This is a genomic window from Kribbella sp. NPDC051718 (assembly GCF_040681515.1).
Classification (GTDB): Bacteria; Actinomycetota; Actinomycetes; order Propionibacteriales; family Kribbellaceae; genus Kribbella.
In genome coordinates, this window is record NZ_JBFAYZ010000001.1 from 1 (window position 1) to 22053 (window position 22053).

The 22053-nt window shown below is 67.7% G+C and carries 20 protein-coding genes and 1 pseudogene; 4 read left to right on the forward strand and 17 right to left on the reverse strand.

Features of this window, described 5'->3' with window-relative positions:
- The 14 genes and pseudogenes from AB0M15_RS00005 to AB0M15_RS00070 form a co-directional block, all read right to left on the reverse strand.
- Positions 1 to 416: pseudogene (locus tag AB0M15_RS00005) on the reverse strand (hypothetical protein); the annotation flags it as partial.
- Between the two features lie 319 nt (positions 417 to 735).
- Positions 736 to 1662: a 4-(cytidine 5'-diphospho)-2-C-methyl-D-erythritol kinase gene (locus AB0M15_RS00010; RefSeq protein ID WP_363812251.1), complete on the reverse strand. Its 927-nt coding sequence runs from the start codon at positions 1660 to 1662 to the stop codon at positions 736 to 738.
- 9 nt (positions 1663 to 1671) lie between these two features.
- On the reverse strand, positions 1672 to 2490 hold the full coding sequence (gene rsmA / locus AB0M15_RS00015) for a 16S rRNA (adenine(1518)-N(6)/adenine(1519)-N(6))-dimethyltransferase RsmA (RefSeq protein ID WP_363812253.1): 819 nt from the start codon (positions 2488 to 2490) through the stop codon (positions 1672 to 1674).
- A gap of 87 nt (positions 2491 to 2577) precedes the next feature.
- Positions 2578 to 3690 carry a transglycosylase family protein gene (locus tag AB0M15_RS00020; protein ID WP_363812255.1) on the reverse strand — a complete coding sequence of 371 codons (1113 nt, stop codon included), beginning with the start codon at positions 3688 to 3690 and terminating at the stop codon, positions 2578 to 2580.
- 219 nt (positions 3691 to 3909) lie between these two features.
- Positions 3910 to 4524 carry a nitroreductase family protein gene (locus AB0M15_RS00025; protein ID WP_363812257.1) on the reverse strand — a complete coding sequence of 205 codons (615 nt, stop codon included), beginning with the start codon at positions 4522 to 4524 and terminating at the stop codon, positions 3910 to 3912.
- A 13-nt stretch (positions 4525 to 4537) separates the two neighbouring features.
- Positions 4538 to 5440 (reverse strand): hypothetical protein, encoded by a 903-nt coding sequence (locus tag AB0M15_RS00030; RefSeq protein ID WP_363812259.1) that lies wholly within the window; start codon positions 5438 to 5440, stop codon positions 4538 to 4540.
- On the reverse strand, positions 5434 to 6348 hold the full coding sequence (locus tag AB0M15_RS00035; protein ID WP_363812262.1) for a TatD family hydrolase: 915 nt from the start codon (positions 6346 to 6348) through the stop codon (positions 5434 to 5436). The genes AB0M15_RS00030 and AB0M15_RS00035 overlap by 7 nt, the downstream gene beginning before the upstream one ends.
- An 18-nt stretch (positions 6349 to 6366) precedes the next feature.
- Positions 6367 to 8610 (reverse strand): hypothetical protein, encoded by a 2244-nt coding sequence (locus tag AB0M15_RS00040; protein WP_363812264.1) that lies wholly within the window; start codon positions 8608 to 8610, stop codon positions 6367 to 6369.
- 12 nt (positions 8611 to 8622) lie between these two features.
- Positions 8623 to 9048 carry an SRPBCC domain-containing protein gene (locus AB0M15_RS00045; RefSeq protein WP_363812266.1) on the reverse strand — a complete coding sequence of 142 codons (426 nt, stop codon included), beginning with the start codon at positions 9046 to 9048 and terminating at the stop codon, positions 8623 to 8625.
- A 72-nt stretch (positions 9049 to 9120) separates the two neighbouring features.
- A complete protein-coding gene (locus AB0M15_RS00050; RefSeq protein ID WP_363812268.1) occupies positions 9121 to 10032 on the reverse strand; it encodes an NADP-dependent oxidoreductase in 912 nt (303 codons plus the stop codon).
- An 81-nt stretch (positions 10033 to 10113) separates the two neighbouring features.
- Positions 10114 to 11685: a methionine--tRNA ligase gene (gene metG, locus AB0M15_RS00055; protein ID WP_363812270.1), complete on the reverse strand. Its 1572-nt coding sequence runs from the start codon at positions 11683 to 11685 to the stop codon at positions 10114 to 10116.
- 22 nt (positions 11686 to 11707) lie between these two features.
- The gene (gene rsmI, locus AB0M15_RS00060; protein ID WP_363814528.1) at positions 11708 to 12547 is read right to left on the reverse strand and encodes a 16S rRNA (cytidine(1402)-2'-O)-methyltransferase; all 840 of its coding nucleotides are present in this window, start codon (positions 12545 to 12547) and stop codon (positions 11708 to 11710) included.
- An 8-nt stretch (positions 12548 to 12555) separates the two neighbouring features.
- Positions 12556 to 12828, reverse strand: a complete 273-nt coding sequence (locus AB0M15_RS00065) for a PIN domain-containing protein (RefSeq protein ID WP_363812272.1) — start codon at positions 12826 to 12828, stop codon at positions 12556 to 12558.
- Positions 12825 to 13064, reverse strand: a complete 240-nt coding sequence (locus AB0M15_RS00070) for a hypothetical protein (protein ID WP_363812274.1) — start codon at positions 13062 to 13064, stop codon at positions 12825 to 12827. The genes AB0M15_RS00065 and AB0M15_RS00070 overlap by 4 nt, the downstream gene beginning before the upstream one ends.
- A 94-nt stretch (positions 13065 to 13158) precedes the next feature.
- On the opposite strand from AB0M15_RS00070, the gene AB0M15_RS00075 reads away from it, so the two are divergent.
- Entirely contained in the window at positions 13159 to 14844 is a 1686-nt protein-coding gene (locus AB0M15_RS00075) for a phospholipid carrier-dependent glycosyltransferase (RefSeq protein WP_363812276.1), read from the forward strand.
- Here the strand turns inward: AB0M15_RS00075 and AB0M15_RS00080 are convergent.
- On the reverse strand, positions 14841 to 15512 hold the full coding sequence (locus tag AB0M15_RS00080) for a DUF1707 domain-containing protein (RefSeq protein ID WP_363812278.1): 672 nt from the start codon (positions 15510 to 15512) through the stop codon (positions 14841 to 14843). The two genes, AB0M15_RS00075 and AB0M15_RS00080, sit on opposite strands and share 4 nt — an antisense overlap.
- Before the next feature lie 28 nt (positions 15513 to 15540).
- Positions 15541 to 16935, reverse strand: coding sequence for a CocE/NonD family hydrolase (locus tag AB0M15_RS00085; RefSeq protein WP_363812280.1), 1395 nt, complete (start codon positions 16933 to 16935; stop codon positions 15541 to 15543).
- Positions 16936 to 17088: 153 nt separating this feature from the next.
- On the opposite strand from AB0M15_RS00085, the gene AB0M15_RS00090 reads away from it, so the two are divergent.
- The 3 genes from AB0M15_RS00090 to AB0M15_RS00100 are packed head-to-tail and all read left to right on the forward strand — an operon-like array spanning position 17089 to position 19154.
- The gene (locus tag AB0M15_RS00090; protein ID WP_363812282.1) at positions 17089 to 17445 is read left to right on the forward strand and encodes a YciI family protein; all 357 of its coding nucleotides are present in this window, start codon (positions 17089 to 17091) and stop codon (positions 17443 to 17445) included.
- A gap of 2 nt (positions 17446 to 17447) precedes the next feature.
- Entirely contained in the window at positions 17448 to 18653 is a 1206-nt protein-coding gene (locus AB0M15_RS00095) for a sigma-70 family RNA polymerase sigma factor (RefSeq protein WP_363812284.1), read from the forward strand.
- A 3-nt stretch (positions 18654 to 18656) separates the two neighbouring features.
- Positions 18657 to 19154, forward strand: a complete 498-nt coding sequence (locus tag AB0M15_RS00100; RefSeq protein ID WP_363812287.1) for a hypothetical protein — start codon at positions 18657 to 18659, stop codon at positions 19152 to 19154.
- 1 nt (position 19155) lies between these two features.
- On the opposite strand, the gene AB0M15_RS00105 is transcribed toward AB0M15_RS00100, so the two are convergent.
- Complete coding sequence (locus tag AB0M15_RS00105; RefSeq protein WP_363812289.1) at positions 19156 to 22026, reverse strand: S8 family serine peptidase; 2871 nt, start codon at positions 22024 to 22026, stop codon at positions 19156 to 19158.
- Between the last annotated feature and the right edge of the window lie 27 nt (positions 22027 to 22053).

Genomic DNA, 22053 nt, shown 5'->3' on the forward strand with positions numbered 1-22053 from the left:
ATGGCGGCGGCTTCGACCGACAGGTGCATGGAGGCGGTGGCGGCTTCGCGGGCTCGCCAGGGGATGGCTTCGCGGGCCAGGACGCGGTCCCAGATCAGTGGGAGGCGGTGGCGCAGGGCGAGGGCTTGGCCGAGGGTTTTCGCGGCGGTCGCGAAGGAGACACCCATGACGACGCCATACTCGGCGACGGCGAACTCGGCGATGCCGGGGCAGCCGGGTCCGCCGGGGTGCAGGGCGCGTTCGCCGGCGGGGCAGGACTGGTCGGCGGGGATCATCGCGGGCTCAGGGTGCAGGTCAGCGTAATGAGCGGCCAGGAGGAGGCGCTGGATGCCGGCTTCGTGTTCGTCGGCCTGAGCCCGTACGGAAGCGGCCAGCGTCTCTGCTGTGTTCCACTCGGTCGCATCACTCTCGAACATGCGTTCGATACTACGCTCCGTGAGCGGGCGGCGCAAATCGCGGTGCGGGCTTACTTTGCTTATACACAAGGCGACTGATGGAGAATCTCGCAATGCGTCATCGTTGCGATGGTCGACGTTCAAGCACGCTCAGTTAACGCATGGGGGCCATGCGAGTGAGGAGAGTCCACGCCGAGCCTCCATCACATCTCCCGCAGGAGATGGCTCGCACGCAAGTGACCAGCGCGACACGGGAGCAGCACCCCCGGGCTGGTGGGAGCCCCTGCAGTTGCGTGTGAGGCGGGAGCGAGCGGCGGCGGGTGCGTGGGGTACGACTGGGTTAGCGGGGGATGGGGGCCGGGAGGATTCGGGCGCCGGGGACTGGGCCTTCGGCTTGGCGGACCATTCGGCAGAGGCCGGATTCGGCTAGTTCTACTGCTAGGTCTACTGCTCGGCGGCTGTCGGCGGCCAGGAAGAGGCAGGTGGGGCCGGAGCCGGAGATCATGGCGGCCAGGGCGCCTTGGTCGAGGCCGAACTGGAGGGTGGCGGAGAGTTCGGGGCGGAGGGAGAGGGCGGCGGCTTGCATGTCGTTGCTTAGGGCAACAGCTAAAGCGGCGGGCTGGCCGGAGAGTAGGGCGGTGAGGAGTTCGGGGTGGACTTCGGGGGGTTCTACGCGGCGGAGGGGGCGGAGGCGGTCCAGTTCGCGGAAGACGGCAGGGGTGGAGAGGCCGCCTTCGGCGATGGCGAAGACCCAGTGGAAGGTGCCGCGGGACATCACCTCGGTGACTTGTTCGCCGCGGCCTCGGCCGAGGGCGGTGTGGCCGACGAGGCAGAACGGTACGTCGCTGCCCAGGTCGGCCGCGAGGTGTTCGAGCTCGGGCTGCGTGAGGCCGAGCCCCCAGAGCCGATTGCAGGCGACGAGAGTGGCCGCGGCGTCCGTGGAGCCGCCCGCCATGCCACCGGCGACCGGGATGGTCTTGCGGATGACGAGGTCGACGCCTTCTTCGACGTCGTACTCCGCCTGCAGCACCCGCGCCGCGCGTACAGCGAGGTTCGTACTGTCGGTCGGGACGTCGGCGGCGAAGTCACCGAGCACCTCGACGGTGACCTCGGAGTCGTCGCGCAGGGTCGCCGTCACATCGTCATACAGGGCAACGGCCTGGTAGACGGTTGCGAGCGGATGGAAACCGTCCGGACGCGGCGGGCCGACGGACAGGCCGAGATTGATCTTGGCCGGCGCCCGGACCGTGACCTGATGAGCTGACACGGGCACAGGCTAATGCCCAGCGTCGGCGATCGCGGCGAACTGTTCGATTCCCAACATCTCGCCGCGCAGGGAAGGGTCGATGCCGGCCTTGGCAAGAGCAGCGTCGAGGCGGTCGCGGTCGGGCATCCAGCGGGCGAGCGCGGAGCGGACGGTCTTGCGGCGCTGGGAGAAGGCCGCCTCGATCACCTTGAACACTTCTTCCCGGGATGCCGTGGAAGACGGCGGTTCGCGGCGGGTGAAGGCGACCAGGCCGGAGTCGACGTTCGGAGCCGGCCAGAAGACGTTGCGCCCGATCGGACCGGCGCGGCGCACCTCGGCGTACCAGGCGGCCTTGGCGGACGGTACGCCGTACGTCCGTGAGCCCGGCGGAGCCGCGAGCCGGTCAGCCACCTCCGACTGAACCATCACGAGCCCGTGCCGCAGCGACGGCGAGATCGCCAGCAGATGCAGCAGGACCGGTACCGCGACGTTGTAAGGCAAGTTGGCCACACAAGCGTCAGGCGAGCCGATCTGATCCGGTACGACGGTCATCGCGTCCGCCTCGACGACAGTCAGCGCGTGAGCCTGGTTCGGCGCGTACTCCGCGATCGTGGCCGGCAGTGCCCCGGCCAGCACCGGATCGATCTCCACCGCGGTGACCCGGTGGCCCTCGGCAAGCAACGCGAGCGTCAGCGAGCCCAGCCCCGGGCCCACCTCGAGCACCGTCTCGCCGTCAGCCGACAGGTCGGCGGCTCGGACGATCCGGCGGACCGTGTTCGGGTCGATCACGAAGTTCTGGCCGCGCTGCTTGGTCGGGCGGACCCCGAGCTGCGCGGCCAGTGAACGCACTTCCGCCGGACCGAGAAGTCTCGGTCCGGCGGAAGTGGACGAATCAGCGCTGGTCACAAGCGCCAGTCTCGCAGAGAAGGCCGTGAATCAAGCCTTCTTGCCACAGACAGGCCAGGCGCCGTAGCCACCGCGGTCGGCCTTGACCTTCTCCGCGATCGCGATCTGCTGCGCCTTGGACGCGCCGTTGGCGTTGTTGGCATACGCCGTACCGCCGTACGCGGCCCAGGTGCCGTGGTCGAACTGCAGGCCACCGTAGTACCCGTTGCCGGTGTTGGAGGCCCAGTTGCCGCCCGACTCACAAGCGGCGATCCGGTCCCAGGCGCCGGCGTTGCCACCGGTGGCGGGCGGAGTGTCCTCGACCGGCTTCTTCTTGGTGCCGACCGTGACGAGCTCGTCGACCGGCTTGGTGACGACCGCGCTGGAGACCAGCTTCTTGCTCGCCAGCTTGCCGTCGAGGTAGGTCACCAGGTACTTGACCGACTTGGCGCCCGCGACGCCCTTGGCGGTCGTCTTGGTCTCGCCCTCGAGCAGCGTGGCGTCCTTGGTCTCCTTCTTGCCGAAGGCGATCGCCTGCTTCTCGGTGACCGTCTTGGTGTCGACCTTGACCACCACGACCCGGGTGATGCTGCCGGGCTTGAGCACTGTGGCCACCGCCGGAACGATCCGGTCGTTGGAGTCGAACGGGACCTTGGCGCTGGTCAGCGCCTCGCCCACCGTCGTCGCCATCGACTTCACCGCGACGGCCTTGCCGAGGCGGACGATCTGCAGGGTCTTGGGGGTGCGAACAGTCAGCTCCAGGCCCTCACGCCCGATGGGCGCGCTCCGGCTGGTGGAGAAGACCGCTCCGTCATATCGCAGGCCCAGGTCGGTCATCGCCTCGCTGAGGCTGTCCGCCGTGGTCCAGAAGCTTCTCTTCGTGCCATCCGCGTTGACGGTGAGCTGGCGGCCGTACTGCACCGCGATCTCCTGGCCGTCCTGCAGCTTGGCGTCCAGCGAAGGGGCCACCAGGTCACGCTCGCCGACCTGGATCTTCTTCGCCTTCAGGGCGTCCCCGACGGTCGAGCCGAAGGTGTGCACCTTCTGGACCTGGCCATCGATGGACAGACTGACGGTCTTGCTCTTGGTCGCATAGGCCACGGAGCCGCCCACGACGGCAAACACAGCCGTGGCGCCCACGGCCGCGATGATGGACTTACGCACTAACGCTCCCAGGTAGAGCTACCCGGGCACAGGGTCTGGACGGCACAGGCGCGAGGCCGCGTATGCCGGGTACAGGGCCCGGAAACCACGGTCAACCGCCGAGGGGCGTGCCGTCCGGAATCTTCCCCGATCCCGGCCAACATCACGAGACAGTAACGAAGAAGTAGCTGAAGCGCCAATCCCCTGGTCGGCGTGGCGCAAAAAGGTGTAACGGGCCGTTTACGCCTGGTGACGACCCCAGTGCCCCCGATGCACCACTTCGGCAGTACTGCGACGCCCCCTTTTGAGCGACGGCGACCTCTTGTCGGGGGCTCGGTAACCGATCGAGATGACCCCGATCGGGTCGAAGCCGTCCGGTACTCCGAACTCCTCCTTCAGCCGCCCGACCTTCTCCGCCGGAGGCCCGAAAAGGCAAGCACCCAAGCCTTCGTCGACCACCGTCTGCAGCATCAGCAGCGCCGCCATCCCGGTGTCGATGTACCAGTACGGCGCCGTCCAGTGCTTCTCGTCGCGGTCGGTCCAGCCCTTGTCCGGCGCGGTGTACCGGTCGAGGTACGCGTCCTTGTGGGCGAAGGCGAAGATCAGCAGCGGTGCCCGCCGCAACCCTGTGATCCACTCCACATATTTCTCGTCCGGATCCTCGGCCGCGATCCGCCAGTACCGCTCCCGATCGTCGCCTTCGAGGGTCAGGAACGCCCAGCCCTGGGTGAACCCACCGGACGGCGCTCGGAGACCGTTTTCCAGGATCCGTTCCCGGATCTCGGCAGGCACCGGCCGGTCCGGGTCGTAGTTGCGGACCATGCGCCGGCGCCGGACGACCTCACTGAACTCCATGCAGCCTTGTCTATCAGCCCAGCAACTTGGCCAGCAGGTACGTCTCGGTCCCCGCGAGCCCGACCGAGCAGAAGACCACCGTCTGCCCGGCCACAGGAGCCGGCGCGTCCCCAGCCAGTACTGCACCCAGACTCACCAGCCGGTCGTGTTGCACCGTGCCGGTCAGAATGAAGGGCGGATCGTACGCCGCAGTCTGGGCCAGCGAGTCCGTCACGGCGACATCCGCCCGCGCCACCAGGTCAGGCCCGAACTCAGCGCGTCCGAACTGCTTCGGCCCGAGCGTCGTCACATAACTCCCCGGCGCGATCCACGACGCGTCGATCACCGGCACCGGACTGTCCGTCGCGAGCACCACCAGCGCCTTGCCCTCGACCGTCTCACGGGCCGACGGCGCCGCCACGACCGGCAGCCCCAACTCGGTCGAAACCCTTGCAGCAAAGGCATTCCGGCGCTCGGCGGACCGGCTGAAGACGGTCACCTCGGTCAACTCGCGGACCACCGAAATGGCCCACAGCTGATTCCAGGCCTGTACGCCGGTACCGACGATGCCAAGCGTGGAGGCACCAGCCTCAGCCAGCGCGTCGACCGCGACCGCGCCGATCGCCCCCACCCGGCGCGGACCCAACTCGTTGCCCACAGCAACACCTCGGACGATGCCGGTCCGCCGGTCGTGGACCACCACGACCTGCGCGCCGGGCGACGAATCGAAGGAGTCATAGGAGCGGTACCCGTACCACTCCCCCTCCAACGCCCCGGTCGTGAACACCAACCGGCCGTCCCCCAGCGGCGTACTGACCCGCGGCGGCGAGTGCAGCTCTCCTCGATGCGCGGCGAGCAGCGCCGAGCGCATCCAGCCGACGGCCGAGCGGGCATCGAGCCGCGCGGCGATGTCGGAGTCGGTGAGGACGGTTACCACGAACCACCGAACGCGCGGTTGGCGTTGTCGGACAGCGCCTGGCACAGCTCGGCGACCGAGATGTTCAGCACGCCGGCCATCTTCCGGACCGTGTGCGGGATCAGGTACGACGCGTTCGGCTGGCCGCGATGCGGCGACGGGGTCAGGTACGGCGCGTCCGTCTCGACCAGCACCCGATCCAGCGGCGTGACCGCGAGCGCGTCCCGCAGCGACTGCGCGTTCTTGAACGTCACCACCCCGGCGAAGCTCAGGAACGCACCCCGGTTGACGCATTCACGGGCGAACTCGGTATCGCCGGAGAAGCAGTGCATGACGAGCCGGTCCGGCACGCCCTCGCGGTCCAGGATCTTCAGGATGTCGTCGTGCGCGTCCCGGTCGTGGATCATCAGCGTCTTGTCGAGCCGCTTGGCCAGCTCGATGTGCGCGGCGAACGACGCGTGCTGCGCGGCCCGGCCGTCCTCGCCGGTACGGAAGTAGTCGAGCCCGGTCTCTCCGATGACCCGGACCTTGGGCGAGCTCACCGCAAGCCGCTCGATCTCGGCCAGGGCGTCGTCCAGCTTGCCTGCCGCGGCTAGCTTGGGCGCCTCGTTCGGATGCAGGGCGATACCGGCGATGAGGTTCTTGTACTGCTCTGCCGCCTCGACCGCCCAGACCGCGCCGGGCAGATCGCAGCCGACCTGGACGATCCGGGTGACGCCGACCGACGCGGCCAGCTTGATCGCCTCGGCCGCGGCCAGCCAGTTGCCGTCCTCGCCGTCGGCGATGTCCAGATGGCAGTGCGCGTCGACCACACTCATCGGCAACGGATCCGGTACTGCGGGGCGACTGCGGTCCCGCGACCGGCCGTCCTCCCCGATGGCAGCACGTTCCCGTGTCGGGCGATCGACCTCCACACCGTCGGTAGACATGAGCCCTAGCCTACTTAGTCATCTGAGTCGGTAGATCCGAATATCTTGGTTCCGGTAGATCGGGATGGCCAGCTGGTCCAGCTTCGGCGAGACCGGGCCGGCCCGCAGATCCCCGATGATCAAGGTGACACCGACGTCACCGGCCAGTTTGGCGAGGTGCGCCTCGGACGGTTTCTCGACCGCGATCCGGCTGTCCAGTACTCGGTCGGGCCAGGGCGACTGCTGGAGCAGGAAGCTGTGCTTGTGTTCGGTGGCGGCCAGGTTGGCCGGCGCGTAGGCCCAGCCACCCATCCACATCTGCACTCCGCTGAGCCCGGACATCCAGTACGCGTCGTTGGGGCAGCCCGGGCGGTACGGAACAGGCATGCAGAAAACGTTGCTGACGGCCACATCGTTGGGCTCGAGGTGCTTGCTCAGCCAGAGCATCGCGCTCTGCTCCTCGCGGGTGAGGTAGGTCCGGTACTCGATGTTCGGCGGCGGCAGCGGCCTCGACGCGTCCCGCAGCGCGTCCCCGATCACGATGAACTGCACGGGCATACCGGCCGCCACCGTCAGCACGATCACCTGTACTGCGGCCGAGGCGGCCTGCCGGGTCCGGTTGATCCCGAAGATCACTACTGCCCCGACCACGGCCAGCACCCCGAACGGCGCCAGCAACCCGGCCGCCGCGCGCGCCACCGTGTGGGTCTCGGTGTCGGTCGGCCAGAAGAGATAGAGCGCGACCGCTGTGGCCAACCCGGCCACCGCGACGACGATGAGGTCCCGAGCCCGCGTCTGCCCAGCCAGATTCACGCCAACGGCAACCACTCCGACCATCCCGAGCGCCAGGATCGCCCCGAGGAAGTGGTACTCCGAATAGCCCGTGTGCGAGAACACGAGCGTCACCCCGGTCCCGGCCGCGACACAGCCGCTGATCCACCAGTACGCCGGGTCGCGGCGTACCGGCGACATCTTGAGACCGAGCAGCGTAAGCAGCCGGGGTGCGTCGACCAGTAAGTAATAGGTCACGAGCACGACCGCGAAGAGGATCATCCGGGCGTCGCCGTGCTCCAGCGACGGCAGCACCCAGTTGCCGGTGGCCGGGTAGGACTTGTCGCCGGTGACGGCCTGGTAGTACGGCTGGACCCGGAGCGCGGCGAGCAACTGGAACCGGCTGCCACCTGTACTACCGGTCAGCGCGAACGAGGACGCCAACAGGAAGGTCGCCGCGACACCGGCCAACGCTGCTATCCGCAATGGGGCTCGGCGTTCCGAGGCCCAGGCGCCGGCGCCCGCTACGAGGCAGCCGACCAGCATGATCGGGAGCAAGGTGGGCTTCGTCCCGGTCGCCAGCGCCAGCATCAGGACCATCGCTGTCCAGACGCCTGGTCCGGCCTGACGGCGCAGGATCAGTACGGTCGGTCCGACCAGCCCGAGCATCACGACGGCGGCCATCGTGCCGGTCGGTCCTTGCACCACCTGCGCGGCGGACATGTTGGCCGTCGGGGTGTTGACCAGCTGGATAGCACCCGGCAGGACGCCAGCGAGCAGGCCGGCGAGCGGTGCGGCCCACTTGCGCTCGCTGAGCAACTCCCCCGCCGCCCAGCCGACCAGGACCAGAGTGAGCAGCATAGTCAACGGCCATTGGTGGATGAGCACGGTGGCCGGCCGGACGTCGGCCATCACCGAGCCGCTCGCCATGGAGGCGGTTGCGAACCAGTGGTAGATCAGTGGCTCACCCAGCACCCACGGGTCTGCCGGCGTGACGTCGTGGAGTAGCTGCTGGACCAGGCCGAGTTGGTACCAGATGTCTTGGTGGCGGGTCGCCGGGAGCGGCGGGAGCGGGACGGGTCGCAGGAGGACGACCACTGTCCGGACCATCGCCAGGAGGAGGCTGGAGACGAGCAGTACGTGCCACCAGCGGGGTGGAGCGGTGACCGGCGGGCGCAGTGACTTGTTGAAGGCGAAGAACAGCAGTAGCCCGGCGACGAAGGCCCATTGGAGTAGCGGGACGCCGAGCGCGGTACAGATCGCCCAGACGGCCAACTGCCAGGCGAGGCCGAGCACTGCGCCGAAACCCAGGTCCTGCGTCAACAAGCGGCCGCCGGCCAGCGCGCGCCAGAGGAGTGTGCCTGGCAGGAGTACGGCGATCAGCCAGGTGAGCATCCAGCGGACGCTCTCGCCGGTCGAGTCGCCGATCCGGACCAGCAACAGGACCGCGCTGAGCGGCACCAACAGCCACCACCCGAGCAGCCCGATGCCAGGCCGTAATCGACTGGTCACCGTCGGATCTTACTAGCCTTCGGAGGCCTCCTTGACACCCTTCACGAGCATCTCCCACATGCCGCTGGAGTGATCGGCCTCTTCCTGGCTGCCGTTGTTGTCCTGGGTGAGCGTAAGGTGCGTGCCGCCGTCAGTAGCCGAGAGCTCATACGTGAGCGTGTGGTAGTTCTCCGGTACGTCGGGCTGTCCGCTCAGCGGGCTGTAGTGGGTCACCTTGAGCAGCCGGCCCTTCTCGACCGCGACGATCTCGCCCTTGTCTGTGTACTGCTTGCTCTCGTACTCGCCCTGCCAGGTGATCAGGCTGCCCGGCTGCCAGTCGGTCTCCACATCGGCCCCGAACATGAACTTCTTGATCTGCTCCGGGTCGGTCAGGACGTCCCAGACCCGCTCGGGCGATGCCTTGATCTCGGTCTGCGCTGTGGCCAGATAGTCGGCCATGATGTCCAACTCCCATCGGTGTCTTCTACAAGACCGTACGACGCCGGCGCCGTACGGTCTTGTAGAAAAGCGTCAGGGAACGATGACGAGCTTGCCGCGGTTATGGCCGGCCTCGCTGATCTCGTGCGCGGCGCGGGCCTCGTCGAGCGTGAAGGTCTTGGCGATGGCCGGCTTCAGCTTGCCGTCGGCGACGAGCTGGACGTGCTCGGCCAGACCGGCCTTCTTGACGTCGTCCGACACGGCCCCGCTAGAGACGGCCACGCCGATCTCACCGGCGGCGAAGTCAGCGATGGTGACAATCCGGTCGGTACCACCGCGGAGCTCGATCGACTCCTGCAGACCACCCTTGCCGGCCGCGTCGAAGACGGCGTCGACACCCTGCGGAGCGACCTCCTTGACCCGCTCGACCAGGCCCTCGCCGTACGCGATCGGGATCGCGCCGAGGGAACGCAGGTAGTCGTGGTTGGCCTCGGACGCCGTACCGATCACGGTCGCGCCGAGCGCGACGGCGAGCTGCACACCCACCGAGCCAACCCCACCGGCGGCTCCGTGCAGCAGCAGTGTCTCACCCTTCTTGAGACCGAGCTCGTTCAGTACCCGCGCGGCGGTCTCGCCGGCGACCGGGATTGCGACGGCCTCTTCCCACGAGACGTTCGCTGGCTTCTTGGTGGCGACGCCGAGCAGCGCGTACTCGGCGTACGCGCCGCTCTGGGACCAGCCGACGACCTCGTCGCCGACGGCGAACTCGGTCACGCCCTCACCGACCTGGTCGACCACGCCGGCCACCTCGAGGCCCGGGACCGCCGGGAAGGTGGTGGGCATGAAGCTGTCGAACCAGCCGTACCGGATCTTGAAGTCCATCGGGTTCACGCCGGCGGCCTTGACCGCGATCCGGACCTCGCCCTGGCCGGCCTGCGGCTCCTTGGCGTCCTTGACCTGCAGAACCTCGGGTCCACCGAACTCTTCGAAGACAACCGCTCGCATCGCACTGCTCCTTGTTTATTGAAGCGTCAAGTGAAGTACTTTAGGCCTCAATCACTACGGCGGTGCGAATATTCCCGTTGGCTAGATTTCCGGGTCCGACAGGCGGGGGAAGAGGGAGTCGCCCTTGACCAGGACGGAGCCGACCGGGAGTTGGGCCCAGGTGCCGGCTTCCTGGATGCGCTGGTCCTTGAGGGGGCCGAGTTTGGCTTCGGCGCCGAGGAGGGTCCATAGCTTGGCGGCCGTCTTGGGCATGGTCGGGTTGTGCAGGACCGCGACAGCGCGGAGTACCTCGGCTGAGGTGTAGAGGATGGTGGCCAGGCGGGCCTTCTGGGACTCGTCCTTCGCCACCTTCCAGGGCTCCTGCTCGGAGACGTAGCCGTTGACGGCGCCGACGAGGTCGTTGATCGCGGCCAGGGCGTCGTGGAAGGCCAGGGAGTCGATCGCCTTGTCAGCCGCGGCGACCGTCTCGGCGAGCTTGTCGGCCAGGGCCTGCTCGGCGGGGCCGTGGTCGGTGGGCTCGGGGAGTTCGCCGTCGAAGTACTTGTTCACCATCGCGGCGATCCGGCTGGCCAGGTTGCCCAGGCCGTTCGCGAGCTCGGAGGTGTAGACGGCGTTCAGGTGCTCCCAGGAGAAGGAACCGTCGGAGCCGAACTGGATCGTGCGCAGGAAGTAGTACCGGAAGGCGTCCGAGCCGAAGTGGTCGGTGATCTCCTTCGGCGCGATCGCGGTCAGCTTCGACTTGCTCATCTTCTCGCCGCCGACCAGCAGCCAGCCGTGCGCAAAGACCTGCTTGGGTACGGCGACGCCCGCGGCCATCAGCATGGCCGGCCAGATCACCGCGTGGAACCGGAGGATGTCCTTGCCGACCAGGTGCACGTCGACCGGCCACAGCTCCTCGAACCGCTCCGGATCGGTGCCGTAGCCCGCCGCGGTGACGTAGTTGAGCAGCGCGTCGATCCACACGTAGAGGACGTGGTCCTCGTCCCACGGGACCGGGATGCCCCAGTCGAAGGTCGACCGGGTGATCGACAGGTCCTGCAGGCCCTGTTTGACGAACGAGATGACCTCGTTGCGGGCGCTCGACGGCGCGACGAAGTCCGGCTGCGAGTCGTACAGCTCGATCAGCTTGTCGGCGTACGCCGAGAGCCGGAAGAAGTAGTTGGTCTCCGAGACCGTCTCCAGCTCGGTGCCGTGGATCATGCACCGCTGGGTGCCGTCCTCGTCGGTCCGGATGTCCGCGGGGAGCTTGAACTCCTCGCAGCCGACGCAGTACAGGCCCTCGTACTCGCCCTTGTAGACGTCGCCCTTGTCGTACAGCGTCTGCCAGAAGTCGCGGACCCGCTCGGTGTGCCGCTTCTCGGTGGTCCGGATGAAGTCGTCGTAGTCGATGTCGACGTCCACCCAGGCCGGCTTCCACGCCTCCTCGACCAGCTTGTCCGTCCACTCCTGCGGGGACATGCCCTGCGCCTGAGCGCTGCGCATCACCTTCTCGCCGTGCTCGTCGGTACCGGTCAGGTACCACTTGCGCTCGCCGCGCTGGGCGTGCCAACGGGTCAGGACGTCCCCGGCCACCGTCGTGTAGGCGCTGCCGATGTGCGGCGGGGCCGTGACGTAGTAGATCGGGGTGGTGACGTAAAAGGCCTTGTCGGACATGTCTAAAGGGTAGTGGGCCGGGCTAGCTGGTCTTACCAGGGTCTCGGGCGGCCAGTACGGCGTCGTAGACCGTCCTTTTCGGTACTCCGAACCGCTTGGCGACGTCCGAGATCGCCTGCTTACGCGGGGTGCCCGCCTCCTCGTCGGCGGCGACCTCGGCGGCCAGCTCCTCCGGGCCGAGTTCGCGGGCCGACGGGTCGGCTCCCGCGACGACGATGGTGATCTCGCCGCGCACCCCGTCTTCGGCCCATTCGGCCAGTTCGGCCGCGGTGCCCCGCTTGATCTCCTCGTAGGTCTTGGTCAGCTCACGGCAGACCGCTGCCCGGCGATCCTTCCCGAGCGCCTCAGCCAGATCCTGGAGCGAGGCAGCCAGCCGGTGCGGCGCCTCGAAGAAGATCATCGTCCGCTGCTCCCGGGCGAGCTCGGTGAACCGCTTGGTCCGCTCGGCCGACTTCCGCGGCAGGAAACCCTCGAAGGTGAACCGATCCACCGGCAACCCACTCAACGCCAGCGCGGTCAACACAGCCGACGGCCCCGGTACCGCGGTCACCTGTACGCCGGCCTCGATCGCGGCCGCCACCAGTCTGTAGCCGGGATCCGACACGCTAGGCATCCCCGCGTCGGTCACCACGGCAACCGTCTGCCCCTCGACCAACGCCGCGACCAGCTCATCGGTCCGCTGCCGCTCGTTCCCCTCGAAAAAACTCACCACCCGCCCGCTGACCACGATCCCCAGCTCACTGGTCAGCCGCTTCAACCGCCGCGTATCCTCCGCGGCCACCACATCCACTTCCCCCAACACCCGCCGCAACCGCGCAGACGCATCCGAAAAGTCCCCAATAGGAGTCCCCACCAACACCAATCGCCCGGTCACGGCAGAAGGGCGAACGCGTTGATGTGCTGAGGCCGGATGACACTGAAATGCCGTCTGTCCAAGGTCGCGATCTCTCGGAGCTCGAGCTGCTCGGCAAGAGCAACCACCGACGCGTCCACGAATCCAAGTGGCAGGTCGGCATACTGACCGACCAGGTCAGCGGCGCGCTCGAGCCCCGAGCTTGTCACCGGCGCAATCACGAAATCATCAGCGGCCAACGAACGGACGAACGCTTCTTCCGACTTGGCCCCCTTCTCGCGGGCAATCACCTGGAATTGCGTCCGAGTTCGGCTCGCAGGATGTCTTCGTGGTTCTCGGACAAGTCGGGTCGGCTGCCCTCGACCGACCCGAACCAGGGCGGCGGCCAGGTGCCGGTCGGCTGCGGACGCTCTGCGCGCGCCTCGGCTTGCAGCTTCAGCAGCCGTAGTTCCGGCAAGAGATCGGCAGCGGTGCTGTCCGACAAAGAGTCGATCAGCGCGTGGAGCTCTTCTCTAGGAGTACTCATGGTCACGAGTCTAGAAGGTCCGGCGGACGTTTCTGTGGTTATCCACAGGCCTGTTCGCCACGCGGAGGAGCGGTTCGACCGGGTTCTCCGTACCATGGCCGTCGTGACTGCCGTGATCGAGGACGACACCGCCAAGCCGGCTGACGTGCCTGGGGAAGGTGCCGAGGAGCGCGAGACGCTTGGGCGGGACGTTCTTGGGAGACGGTTGCCGCCGCTGAAGGAGCGGCTCTACCCGCCGATGCCGAAGGACTTCGAGGGTGGCTGGATCGCGACGCTGGCGATCACGGCGCTGGCGGCGATCCTGCGGTTCTGGAACCTCGGCAACCCGGTGAAGTTCGTCTTCGACGAGACGTACTACGCCAAGGATGCGTACTCACTGCTCAAGCACGGGTATGCGCTGCAGTTCATCGACAAGCCGGAGGGGGCCGCCGACAAGGCGATCCTGGCCGGCAACCTGGACGTCTTCAAGGACACCCCGAGCCTGACCGTGCACCCCGAGGTCGGCAAGTGGATGATCGCGGCCGGTGAGCAACTGTTCGGGATGAACACCTTCGGCTGGCGCTTCATGCCGGCCCTGTTCGGCACGCTGACTGTTCTTCTCGTGATCCGGACGGTCCGCCGGATGACGCGATCGACCCTGATCGGCTGTATCGCCGGCCTGCTGCTCGCCGTCGACGGTCTGCACTTCGTGATGTCGCGGGTCGCCCTGCTCGACATCTTCCTCGCCTTCTGGCTGGTCGCCGCCGTGTCCTGCCTGGTGGCCGACCGAGACTGGACCCGCCGCCGGCACGCGGACTCCCTCGAGCACCGCGACGGCAGCCGCAAGATCGGCCGCTGGCTGCTCATCCGCCCGTGGCGGCTCGCTGCCGGCGTCTGCTTCGGCCTGGCGCTCGGCACCAAGTGGTCCGCCGTCTGGGTGATGGCCGGCTTCGGCATCCTCGTCTTCGCCTGGGACCTCGGTGCCCGTCGTGCACTCGGGGCCCGGCGCGCGTTCATCAAGTCGGTCTTCGTCGACGGCCTGCCCGCGTTCGTCAGCATCGTGCTCGTCGCCGGCATCACCTACACCGCGACCTGGACCGGCTGGCTGCTGCACGACAACGCCTACGACCACGACTACGCGGCCAGCCATCCGGCGCACGGCGTGATGAAGGTGATCCCGGACGACTTCCGGTCACTGATCCATTACCACCAGGAAGTGCTGGCCTTCCACACCGGCGACTACATCAAGAACGCCACCCACCCGTACTCGTCCCACCCGGCCGGCTGGCCGATCATCGCCCGCCCGATCGGATTCGACGCGGTCAACGACATCAAGCCCGGTACCGACGGCTGCACCGCGCCGACCGGGGTGAACTGCCTGTCGGTGATCTCAGCCGTCGGTACGCCGCTGTTGTGGTGGGCCGGCGCCTTGGCGCTGATCGCCGCGCTGGTGTTCTGGATCGCCCAGCGCGACTGGCGGTTCGGGATCCCGATCGTCGGGTTCTTCACCTGCTGGATCCCGTGGTTCTTCTTCGACGACCGGCCGATCTTTTTCTTCTACGCCGTCACGATGATCCCGTTCACCTGTATGGCGCTGGCGATGGTGCTGGGCAAGATCCTCGGCCCGGCCAAACAGGCGCTCCAGGCGCCGACGCCGCGCAGGCTGGTCGGCAGCGCGGTCGTCGGCGCCTTCGTGGTGCTGGTCGTGTTGAACTTCGCCTACATCTGGCCGATCCTGACCGACCAGGTGATGCCGCATCCGGACTGGCTGAACCGAATGTGGTTCAAGTCCTGGATCTAGTGCAGCTGCCCGTGGCCGCCTTGGTCACGGAAGCGCTTCTTGTGGCGCCTCGAGCTGACCTGACCGCCCACACCGCCGAACAGCGCGATGCCCTTGACGACGACGACCGGGGCGTTCGGGTCGGGTGACTCACCGCCACGGGCGCCGAAGCCGCCGAAGATCCCGACCCCTTCGTTGCGGACCTCGACGCTGTCCGGCACGGTGATGTCGATCCCGCCGAACATCGCGAACGCCCAGATCGTCACCTCACGCCCCTCGAACACGGCATCGGTCATGTCGAGGTCGTGGCCGCCGAAGACGCAGATCGCGTTGATCCGCCGCTTGACCCGCCAGCGGCCCTTGCGCTCACCACCACCGAAGACGGCGACCATCGCCTCGAAGCTGTCGGACGGGTTGGCCGGCTCCTCGATCGGCACCGGACTGTTCGACGGCGCGGCCGCGGCGACCGGCTGGAACGGCTGCCCCGGAACTGCGAGGTCCTGGGTGATCGGCTCGAGCTCCCCCAACGTCCTGGCCTGCAACGTCTGCTCGAGCCGCTCGGCATGCTCGTCCTGGGTCAGCCGCCCAGTCATCAGCGCATCCCGCAACACATCCACGACCTGATCCCGATCGGTGTCGGAGGCCCGCAGATGAGCATGCGGATTCTGGCGCTCGGGCAGATTGTCCATAACCCCGAACGATATCCCCCCGCACCGGTCAACGCGACGGACGAAGCAAGGGGCTCGGCCGGTACGCCGTGAAGGCAGCCGACCGTACTGCGTCCGTCCCGGTGGCGAAGTCGAACACCTTGCTCCAGGACTCACCGAGCGCGGTCGCCTGTGCGTTGAGACGACCCGGATCCGTCGTCGGCCAGCGGCCGGTGTCGATGCGGGTCAGCAGCGTTCGCAGCGCGACGGCTTCCTCGCCGACGGTGAAGGCGCAGTGGGTCGCACGACCGACGAAGAGTTGCCTAAGGTCGGCCGGGTCGCCGCGGTGGCGGACTTGAGTGGCGTACCAGCGTTCGTGATCCGGGACGGCCAGGTCGGCCGTGTTGTGGAGCGTCACGACCGGCGAGGGCGTAGTACCGCGAGGCACGGCATGGCGCAGCATCCACTGCCTGGCTTGAGGATCCGGGCTGATCCTGGGAGCCGAGGCGAGACGGGCGAGATCCTTGGACAGGTCGAGACCGGCCTCGCGATACGCCTTGCGGACGAAGGCCAGCTGGTCCGACTTGGCCAGTTGCCGGGCATAGTCGACACCTACGTTGTACGACGGGTTGCCACCCGCATGCTCAGCGAGATCAACCTGGCCGACCGCGCCGAAGACGCCCACAGCGCCGTACAGCTGGATCTCGTAGAGCGCTCGCGCCTGCCCCTCGATCGTCGCCGGCTTGGGGTCGTGCGCCGAGTTCCAGCCGGTCACGTTGCCGAACGCACTCGCCAACGCGATCCGTGCCCTCCCCTGCGCCGTCTCGACCTTCTCGGTCATCACCTGCTGCAACCGCTGCACACTCCCCGCCGGATCCTTCGCGTTGACCAGCTCGATGTCCTTGGCGTCCGGCGCAAGCAGGGTCTTGAGCGCGAAGTTGATGTCCAGCGACAGATTCATCTGCCCGTACAGATCGATCGGCGCGCACATCGCCAGCACCCCGTCGATCCGCTGCGGGTACTTCTCCGCGAGCAGCAGTGAGATCACGCCACCGCCCGACGAGCCGGTCGCCACCGTCCGCCGCGGCTTCCCGACATGCGACTCGAACCAGTCCAGCACCCCGATCTGATCGCGCACCGCCTCCTTCACCACGAAGCCCGTGCGCCCCTTGAAGTCGGACGCCGCCAGCGCATACCCCTGGTCGAGCAGCCACTCCTCGCTGTCGACCCGGTTGCCGTTCCCGGGCGGAAACTCCGGCATGTCCGCCGGGTAGTACGGGTGGCTGTAGATCAGCAACGTCCCGTTCCACCGCTCAGGCGTCTCCACCTTGTACGCCGCTCCGCCGATCGTCCCCGTATACGTGTGACGGCCCACGTCCGGCTGGGCAGCCACCACTGCGGTACCCGACACCGCAACCAGCGCCGTACCGACCGCCGCCGCGACTGCTCGACTTACTCTCTTCATCGTCCTGCTCCTTCTCGGTGGGAACCTTCATCCACCTGGTCGGAGCCATCGGCCGGCGAGGGACATGCGAGAAGATGTCCCTGCGGCGGACCCGACTCCGACTACTGGACGAGAGGCTCCCAGCAAGGGAGCCGGATCGACGAGGAGTGCGAGATGAAATTCATCATGCTGGCCTACACGAACGCCCAGACCTGGGTCGAGGGAACCTGGGATCCCGAGGAGTTCCAGCAGGCCTGCGATTTCTACGAGCAGCTCGGCAAGGACCTGGCCGCGAGCGGCGAAGGCGTCTACACGGCCGGCCTCGGCGACCCGTCGCTGACCAGGACGATCCGCGAGACCCCCGGCGGTACGGTCGCCGCCGACGGCCCGTACGCCGAGGTCAAGGAGGTGCTGGCCAGCTTCGGCATCGTCGACGTGGTGAGCGCCGACCGGGCGTACGAGATCGCCCAGCAGATCGTCGACGCGGTCGGTGACATCGTCGAGGTCCGGCCGCTGATGGACGGTTCCTGACCGTGACCGGCTTCGAGCACCTGCTGCGTGAGCTGACGCCGCAGGTGCTCGGCGCGCTGGTCCGCCGGTACGGGCTTTTCGACGCGTGCGAGGACGCGGTACAGGAAGCGTTGCTGGCGGCGTCGCAGCAGTGGCCGCGCGAGGGACAGCCGTCGCAACCGCGCGCCTGGTTGATCACCGTCGCGTCGCGGCGGCTGACCGATGAGTTGCGCAGCGAGGAGGCCCGGCGTCGACGCGAGAACACTGTGGCGACCGAAATCCCGTTGGTTGCCCCCGGCGCCGATTCTGCCGGCCCTCGCGACGCCGACGACACTTTGTTGCTGCTGTTCCTCTGCTGCCATCCGTCGCTGAACCGGGCGGCGCAGATCGCCCTCACCTTGCGCGCGATCGGTGGCCTGTCGACCGACGAGATCGCTCGCGCCCTGCTCGTCCCCGAAGACACCATGCGCAAACGCATCACCCGCGCCAAGCAGAGCGTCCGGGCTTCCGGCATCCCGTTCCGTCCGCCGCCACCGAGCGAGCTGCCCGCGCGGCTGGCCGCGGTACTGCAGGTGCTGTACCTGATCTTCAACGAGGGCTACACGAGCACCGACCGGGTGGACCTCGCCGAAGAAGCGATCCGGCTGGCTCGGTTGCTCCCCACCAATGGAGAAACAGCAGGCCTGCTCGCCCTCATGCTCCTGACCCACGCCCGCCGCGCAGCCCGTACTACGGCCGCCGGCGACCTGATCCGCCTGGACGAACAGAACCGCACGCTCTGGGACGCGGCCATGATCGCCGAGGGCACGGCCCTGATCACCGACGCGATGACCCGTTTCCCCTTGGGCTCGTACCAACTCCAGGCCGCGATCGCCGCCGTCCACAACGAAGCCAAGACCCCCGAAGCCACCGACTGGCCGCAGATCGTCGCCCTCTACGACCTGCTGATCCGCTTCGACGACACCCCCATCGCGCTACTCAACCGCGCGGTAGCCGTCGCCATGCTCCAAGGCCCCCAAGCCGGCCTCACCCTGATCGACGACCTGGCCAAAGACCCCCGCCTGACCAACCACCACCGAGTACACGTAGCCCGAGCCCACCTCCTCGAACAGGCCGGCAACCTCCCCGAAGCCCTCACCGCCTACCTTGAAGCCGCCCGCAGAACCACCAGCCTGCCCGAACAGCGCTATCTGAACACCCGAGCCGCCCGCCTCAGGACCTACTCTTAGCCCATGCCAGCAATGGGCGACGCCCTGCCTGAGAAGTGGTCCGACGAACTACAACGCGAGGGCCGGGTGATCTTCCCGATCCGGGCGGCGGCGGTGGGGCGGGAACTTGGATTCATCTGGCTCGTCGTCGCCGTGACACAGGCGATCTCGTTCGGTCAGTCCTGGGGAGAGGGCGACACCCGGCAGTACCTGGCCATGGCTGTCGTGTTGTCGGCCATGGTCGCGACGTTCTGGTACACCTCACGGCTCTATGCCCGGTACCCGGCGCTGACCGTCGACAAGTTCGGTCTGAAGGTCGGGTTGAAGAAGTCGATCCGGTGGTCCGAGGTAGGGGCGATCGGCCTGCTCCGCGGCTCCGGCCCCAGCGGGCGGATGCTTCCGATCATCCCGAAAGATGCCTGGGGCAAGGAATTGATCATTCCGGCTACCGCGGCCAAGGATATGAAAGCTCTCCAGCAGTGGCTGGAGGAGCTGCTCAAGGAGCAACTCCCCCAGCCTTAGGTCAGCTGACCTTGACGATCCTTTGCGGGCTGAGTGCCTGCGCGTGGTCCGCGTCCGCGGTGAACAGGACGCGGTACGCGAAGGAACCGCGGGCCGTCGGCTTGATGCCGAAGGCGTAGCCGCCGGTGGTGCTCAGCTTGACCGAGGCGATGGTCTTCCAGGTCTTGGCCGAGTAGAACTGCAGGGAGACGAGCTTGCCTGCGTGGGCCGGGGTGACGACGCCGGAGAAGCGCGTCGTCTTGCCCAGCGTGATGGCGGTCGGCGACAGGACCGAGGTGACGGTCGGCGCGACGGCGACGTTGATGTCAGCCGTGCGGGTTCCCATCAGGTCGGCGTTGCCGACGAAGACCATCGTGTAGACCGACGAGGTGGTCGGCTTGATCGCGTAGCTGACCGCACCGGTGGAGCTGGTCGTCAGGGTGGTGATCAGCTTGAGCGCCGCCACGTTCTTGGCCCGGCCGTACAGCTGGACCGGCAGGCCCGCGAACGCCTTGTTGTCGATCCGCAGCACGCTGCCCTTGAGGGTGATCGTGCTGCCGTAGTTGATCGCCGCGGCGGTCGTCGAGATGGTCGACTTGACCCCGTTGACGGCCTTCGAGGAGATCGGGCTGATCTTGCCGCCCTTGTCCTTCACCCAGCCGGCGTACGTGTACGTGGTCGCTGCCTTGAGCCCGGTCACCTTGACCGACGTCGCGGTACCGGCGTACACGGCCGTCCCGGTGTTGATCGTCGGAGCGACACCGCCGACGTTCTGCCGGATGATCACCTGATCGAGATCCGTGATGTCGGGGAGCGTCCACGACACGTTCGCGGCCAGGTAGGCCCCGGTCGCGGTGAACGTCGCCAGCTTCGGCGGGATCAGGTCGGCCGTGCTGAAGACGAGCTGGATCGGCGCCAGCGGCGTGCCACCCGTCTCCTCCACACCGTTGACGACGATCTTGTACGCCGTTGCCTCCGGCAAAGGAGCGGCCGGCGTGATGGTCGCCTTCAGCGTCGACGGGTCGTACGCGACCGTCGAGGGCACGGTGGCGCCGGTCTTGCCGTTCTGCAGTTTGACCGTGCCGGCGGTGACCGTCGACTCGGTGACCGCGCGAGCGAACGTCACGACCGGCTTGGTGTCCGGAGTGGCGACCGAGGACAGGTGCGCCGGAGTGACATCGCGGATCGGGTACGCAGGAGCAGTACTCGTCCCGCCCGAACCCGCCTCGGTGACGGAGAGGGTGTACGACCGGCTGTCCCAGGATCCGTTGTTGTTGCGGACCGCGATGAAGGTCTGGCCAACGGCGGCGCTGACGTCGACAGACGCGGTCAGCGGGCCCCAGCTCACCACATGCGTGGTCGGATTGACCGGCGGGAACGCGTTCACCTTGTGGCCGAGCGACTGCAGGTCGGCGTTGTAGACGTCGACCTCCGGGCCGACGTTGGCGAAGTTCTGGTTCCGCTCGTCGAAGGACGCGCCGGTGACCGAGACCCGCAGGTTGCGCGCGGCGTCGGAGTTGATCGAGTACCAGTCGACGTCGCCCTCGGTGCTGATCAGCCCCGAGACGGGAGACAGACCGACATGGGTCGAGCGGGACGGCTGGTCGTTGCCGTCCGCCGCGCCGCCGGCGAAGTCGGTCGTCGTCTTGCCGCCGAGTGCCGCGTACGCGTCCACGATGCCGGCGCCGTAGTACTGGTCGAACCCGCGCGGTCCGGCGTCACGCGACAGCGCCATCAGGCGCTGACGGATCTGGGCCGGGGTGAAGGCGGGGTACTTGTTGCGGACCAGAGCCGCGATCCCGGTGACGATCGGCGCGGAGCACGAAGTACCGGTGCAGTACCAGTACGGGAGGTAGTCCGGGTCCGTGAGCGCGCGGGAGCCGGTGCTCAGCAGGTGCGTGCCCGGGGCGGCGATGTCGACCCAGTCGCCGAACGAGCTGAAGTCGGACAGCTTGCCTCGCGGGTCGGTGGCCGCGACTGCGATCACCTCGGGGTAGGAGGCCGGGTACTGCAGGAGCGAGGTACCGTCGTTGCCAGCGGCAACTACTACCACAACCCCGTCGGCGACTGCCTGAGCGATCGCGTCGTGCAGGACCGGGTCGTCCTCGTCGCTGCCGAGCGACATGTTCACGACGTCCGCGCCGTGGGCGACGGCCCAGTGCAGGCCCTCGATGATGTCGGAGTCGAAACCGGAGCCCTCGTTGTCGAGCACCTTGACCGGCATCGCCTTCGCGGACCACGCGGCACCTGCGACGCCGATCGCGTTGTTGCCGGCCGCGGCGATCAGGCCGAGCGTCATCGTGCCGTGGCCCTCGTCGTCGATCGGGGCCGCTGACGGCGTGATCGCGTTGTAGCCGGTGAGGAGGTGGCCGGCGAGGTCCGGGTGACCGATGTCGACGCCGGTGTCGAGCACGGCGACGATCTGGTTGCCGGAGGACTTCGAGACGTCCCAGGCCTGCGGCAGCCGGACCGTGCTCGCGAAGATCGACTGGTCCTCGCCGTAGAACTCGTCGTTCGGGATGGAGCTGATGTGCCGCTTGTAGTTCAGCGAGGCCAGCTCGACGGTCGGGTCGGCCTTGACCTTCTTCAGCAGCTCCGGCGCGGACAGCTCACCGGTCAGCTCGACGGTCTTGGCCGTCAGCGAGTCGTCGGTGGTGCTCTTGAACCGCGACAGCGCCGACTGCCGGGCCGCCTTGGTGGCGGACGGCTTGAACTTCACCACGACCGAGTTCGGGTCGTACTTCGGTCCGGTGGCGTCGTGCGGGGTGAACTTCGGTGTGTATGGACCCGGCTGGGCCGCTTGGCTGGCGGAACCGGTGACGGCTACCAGCGTGGCTGCGACCAGGGCGGCAGGGATGCCGAGGCGCAGGAGATGGGCAGGACGGAAGGACACAGGACCCCCCCAAGGGTCTCAGAAGTG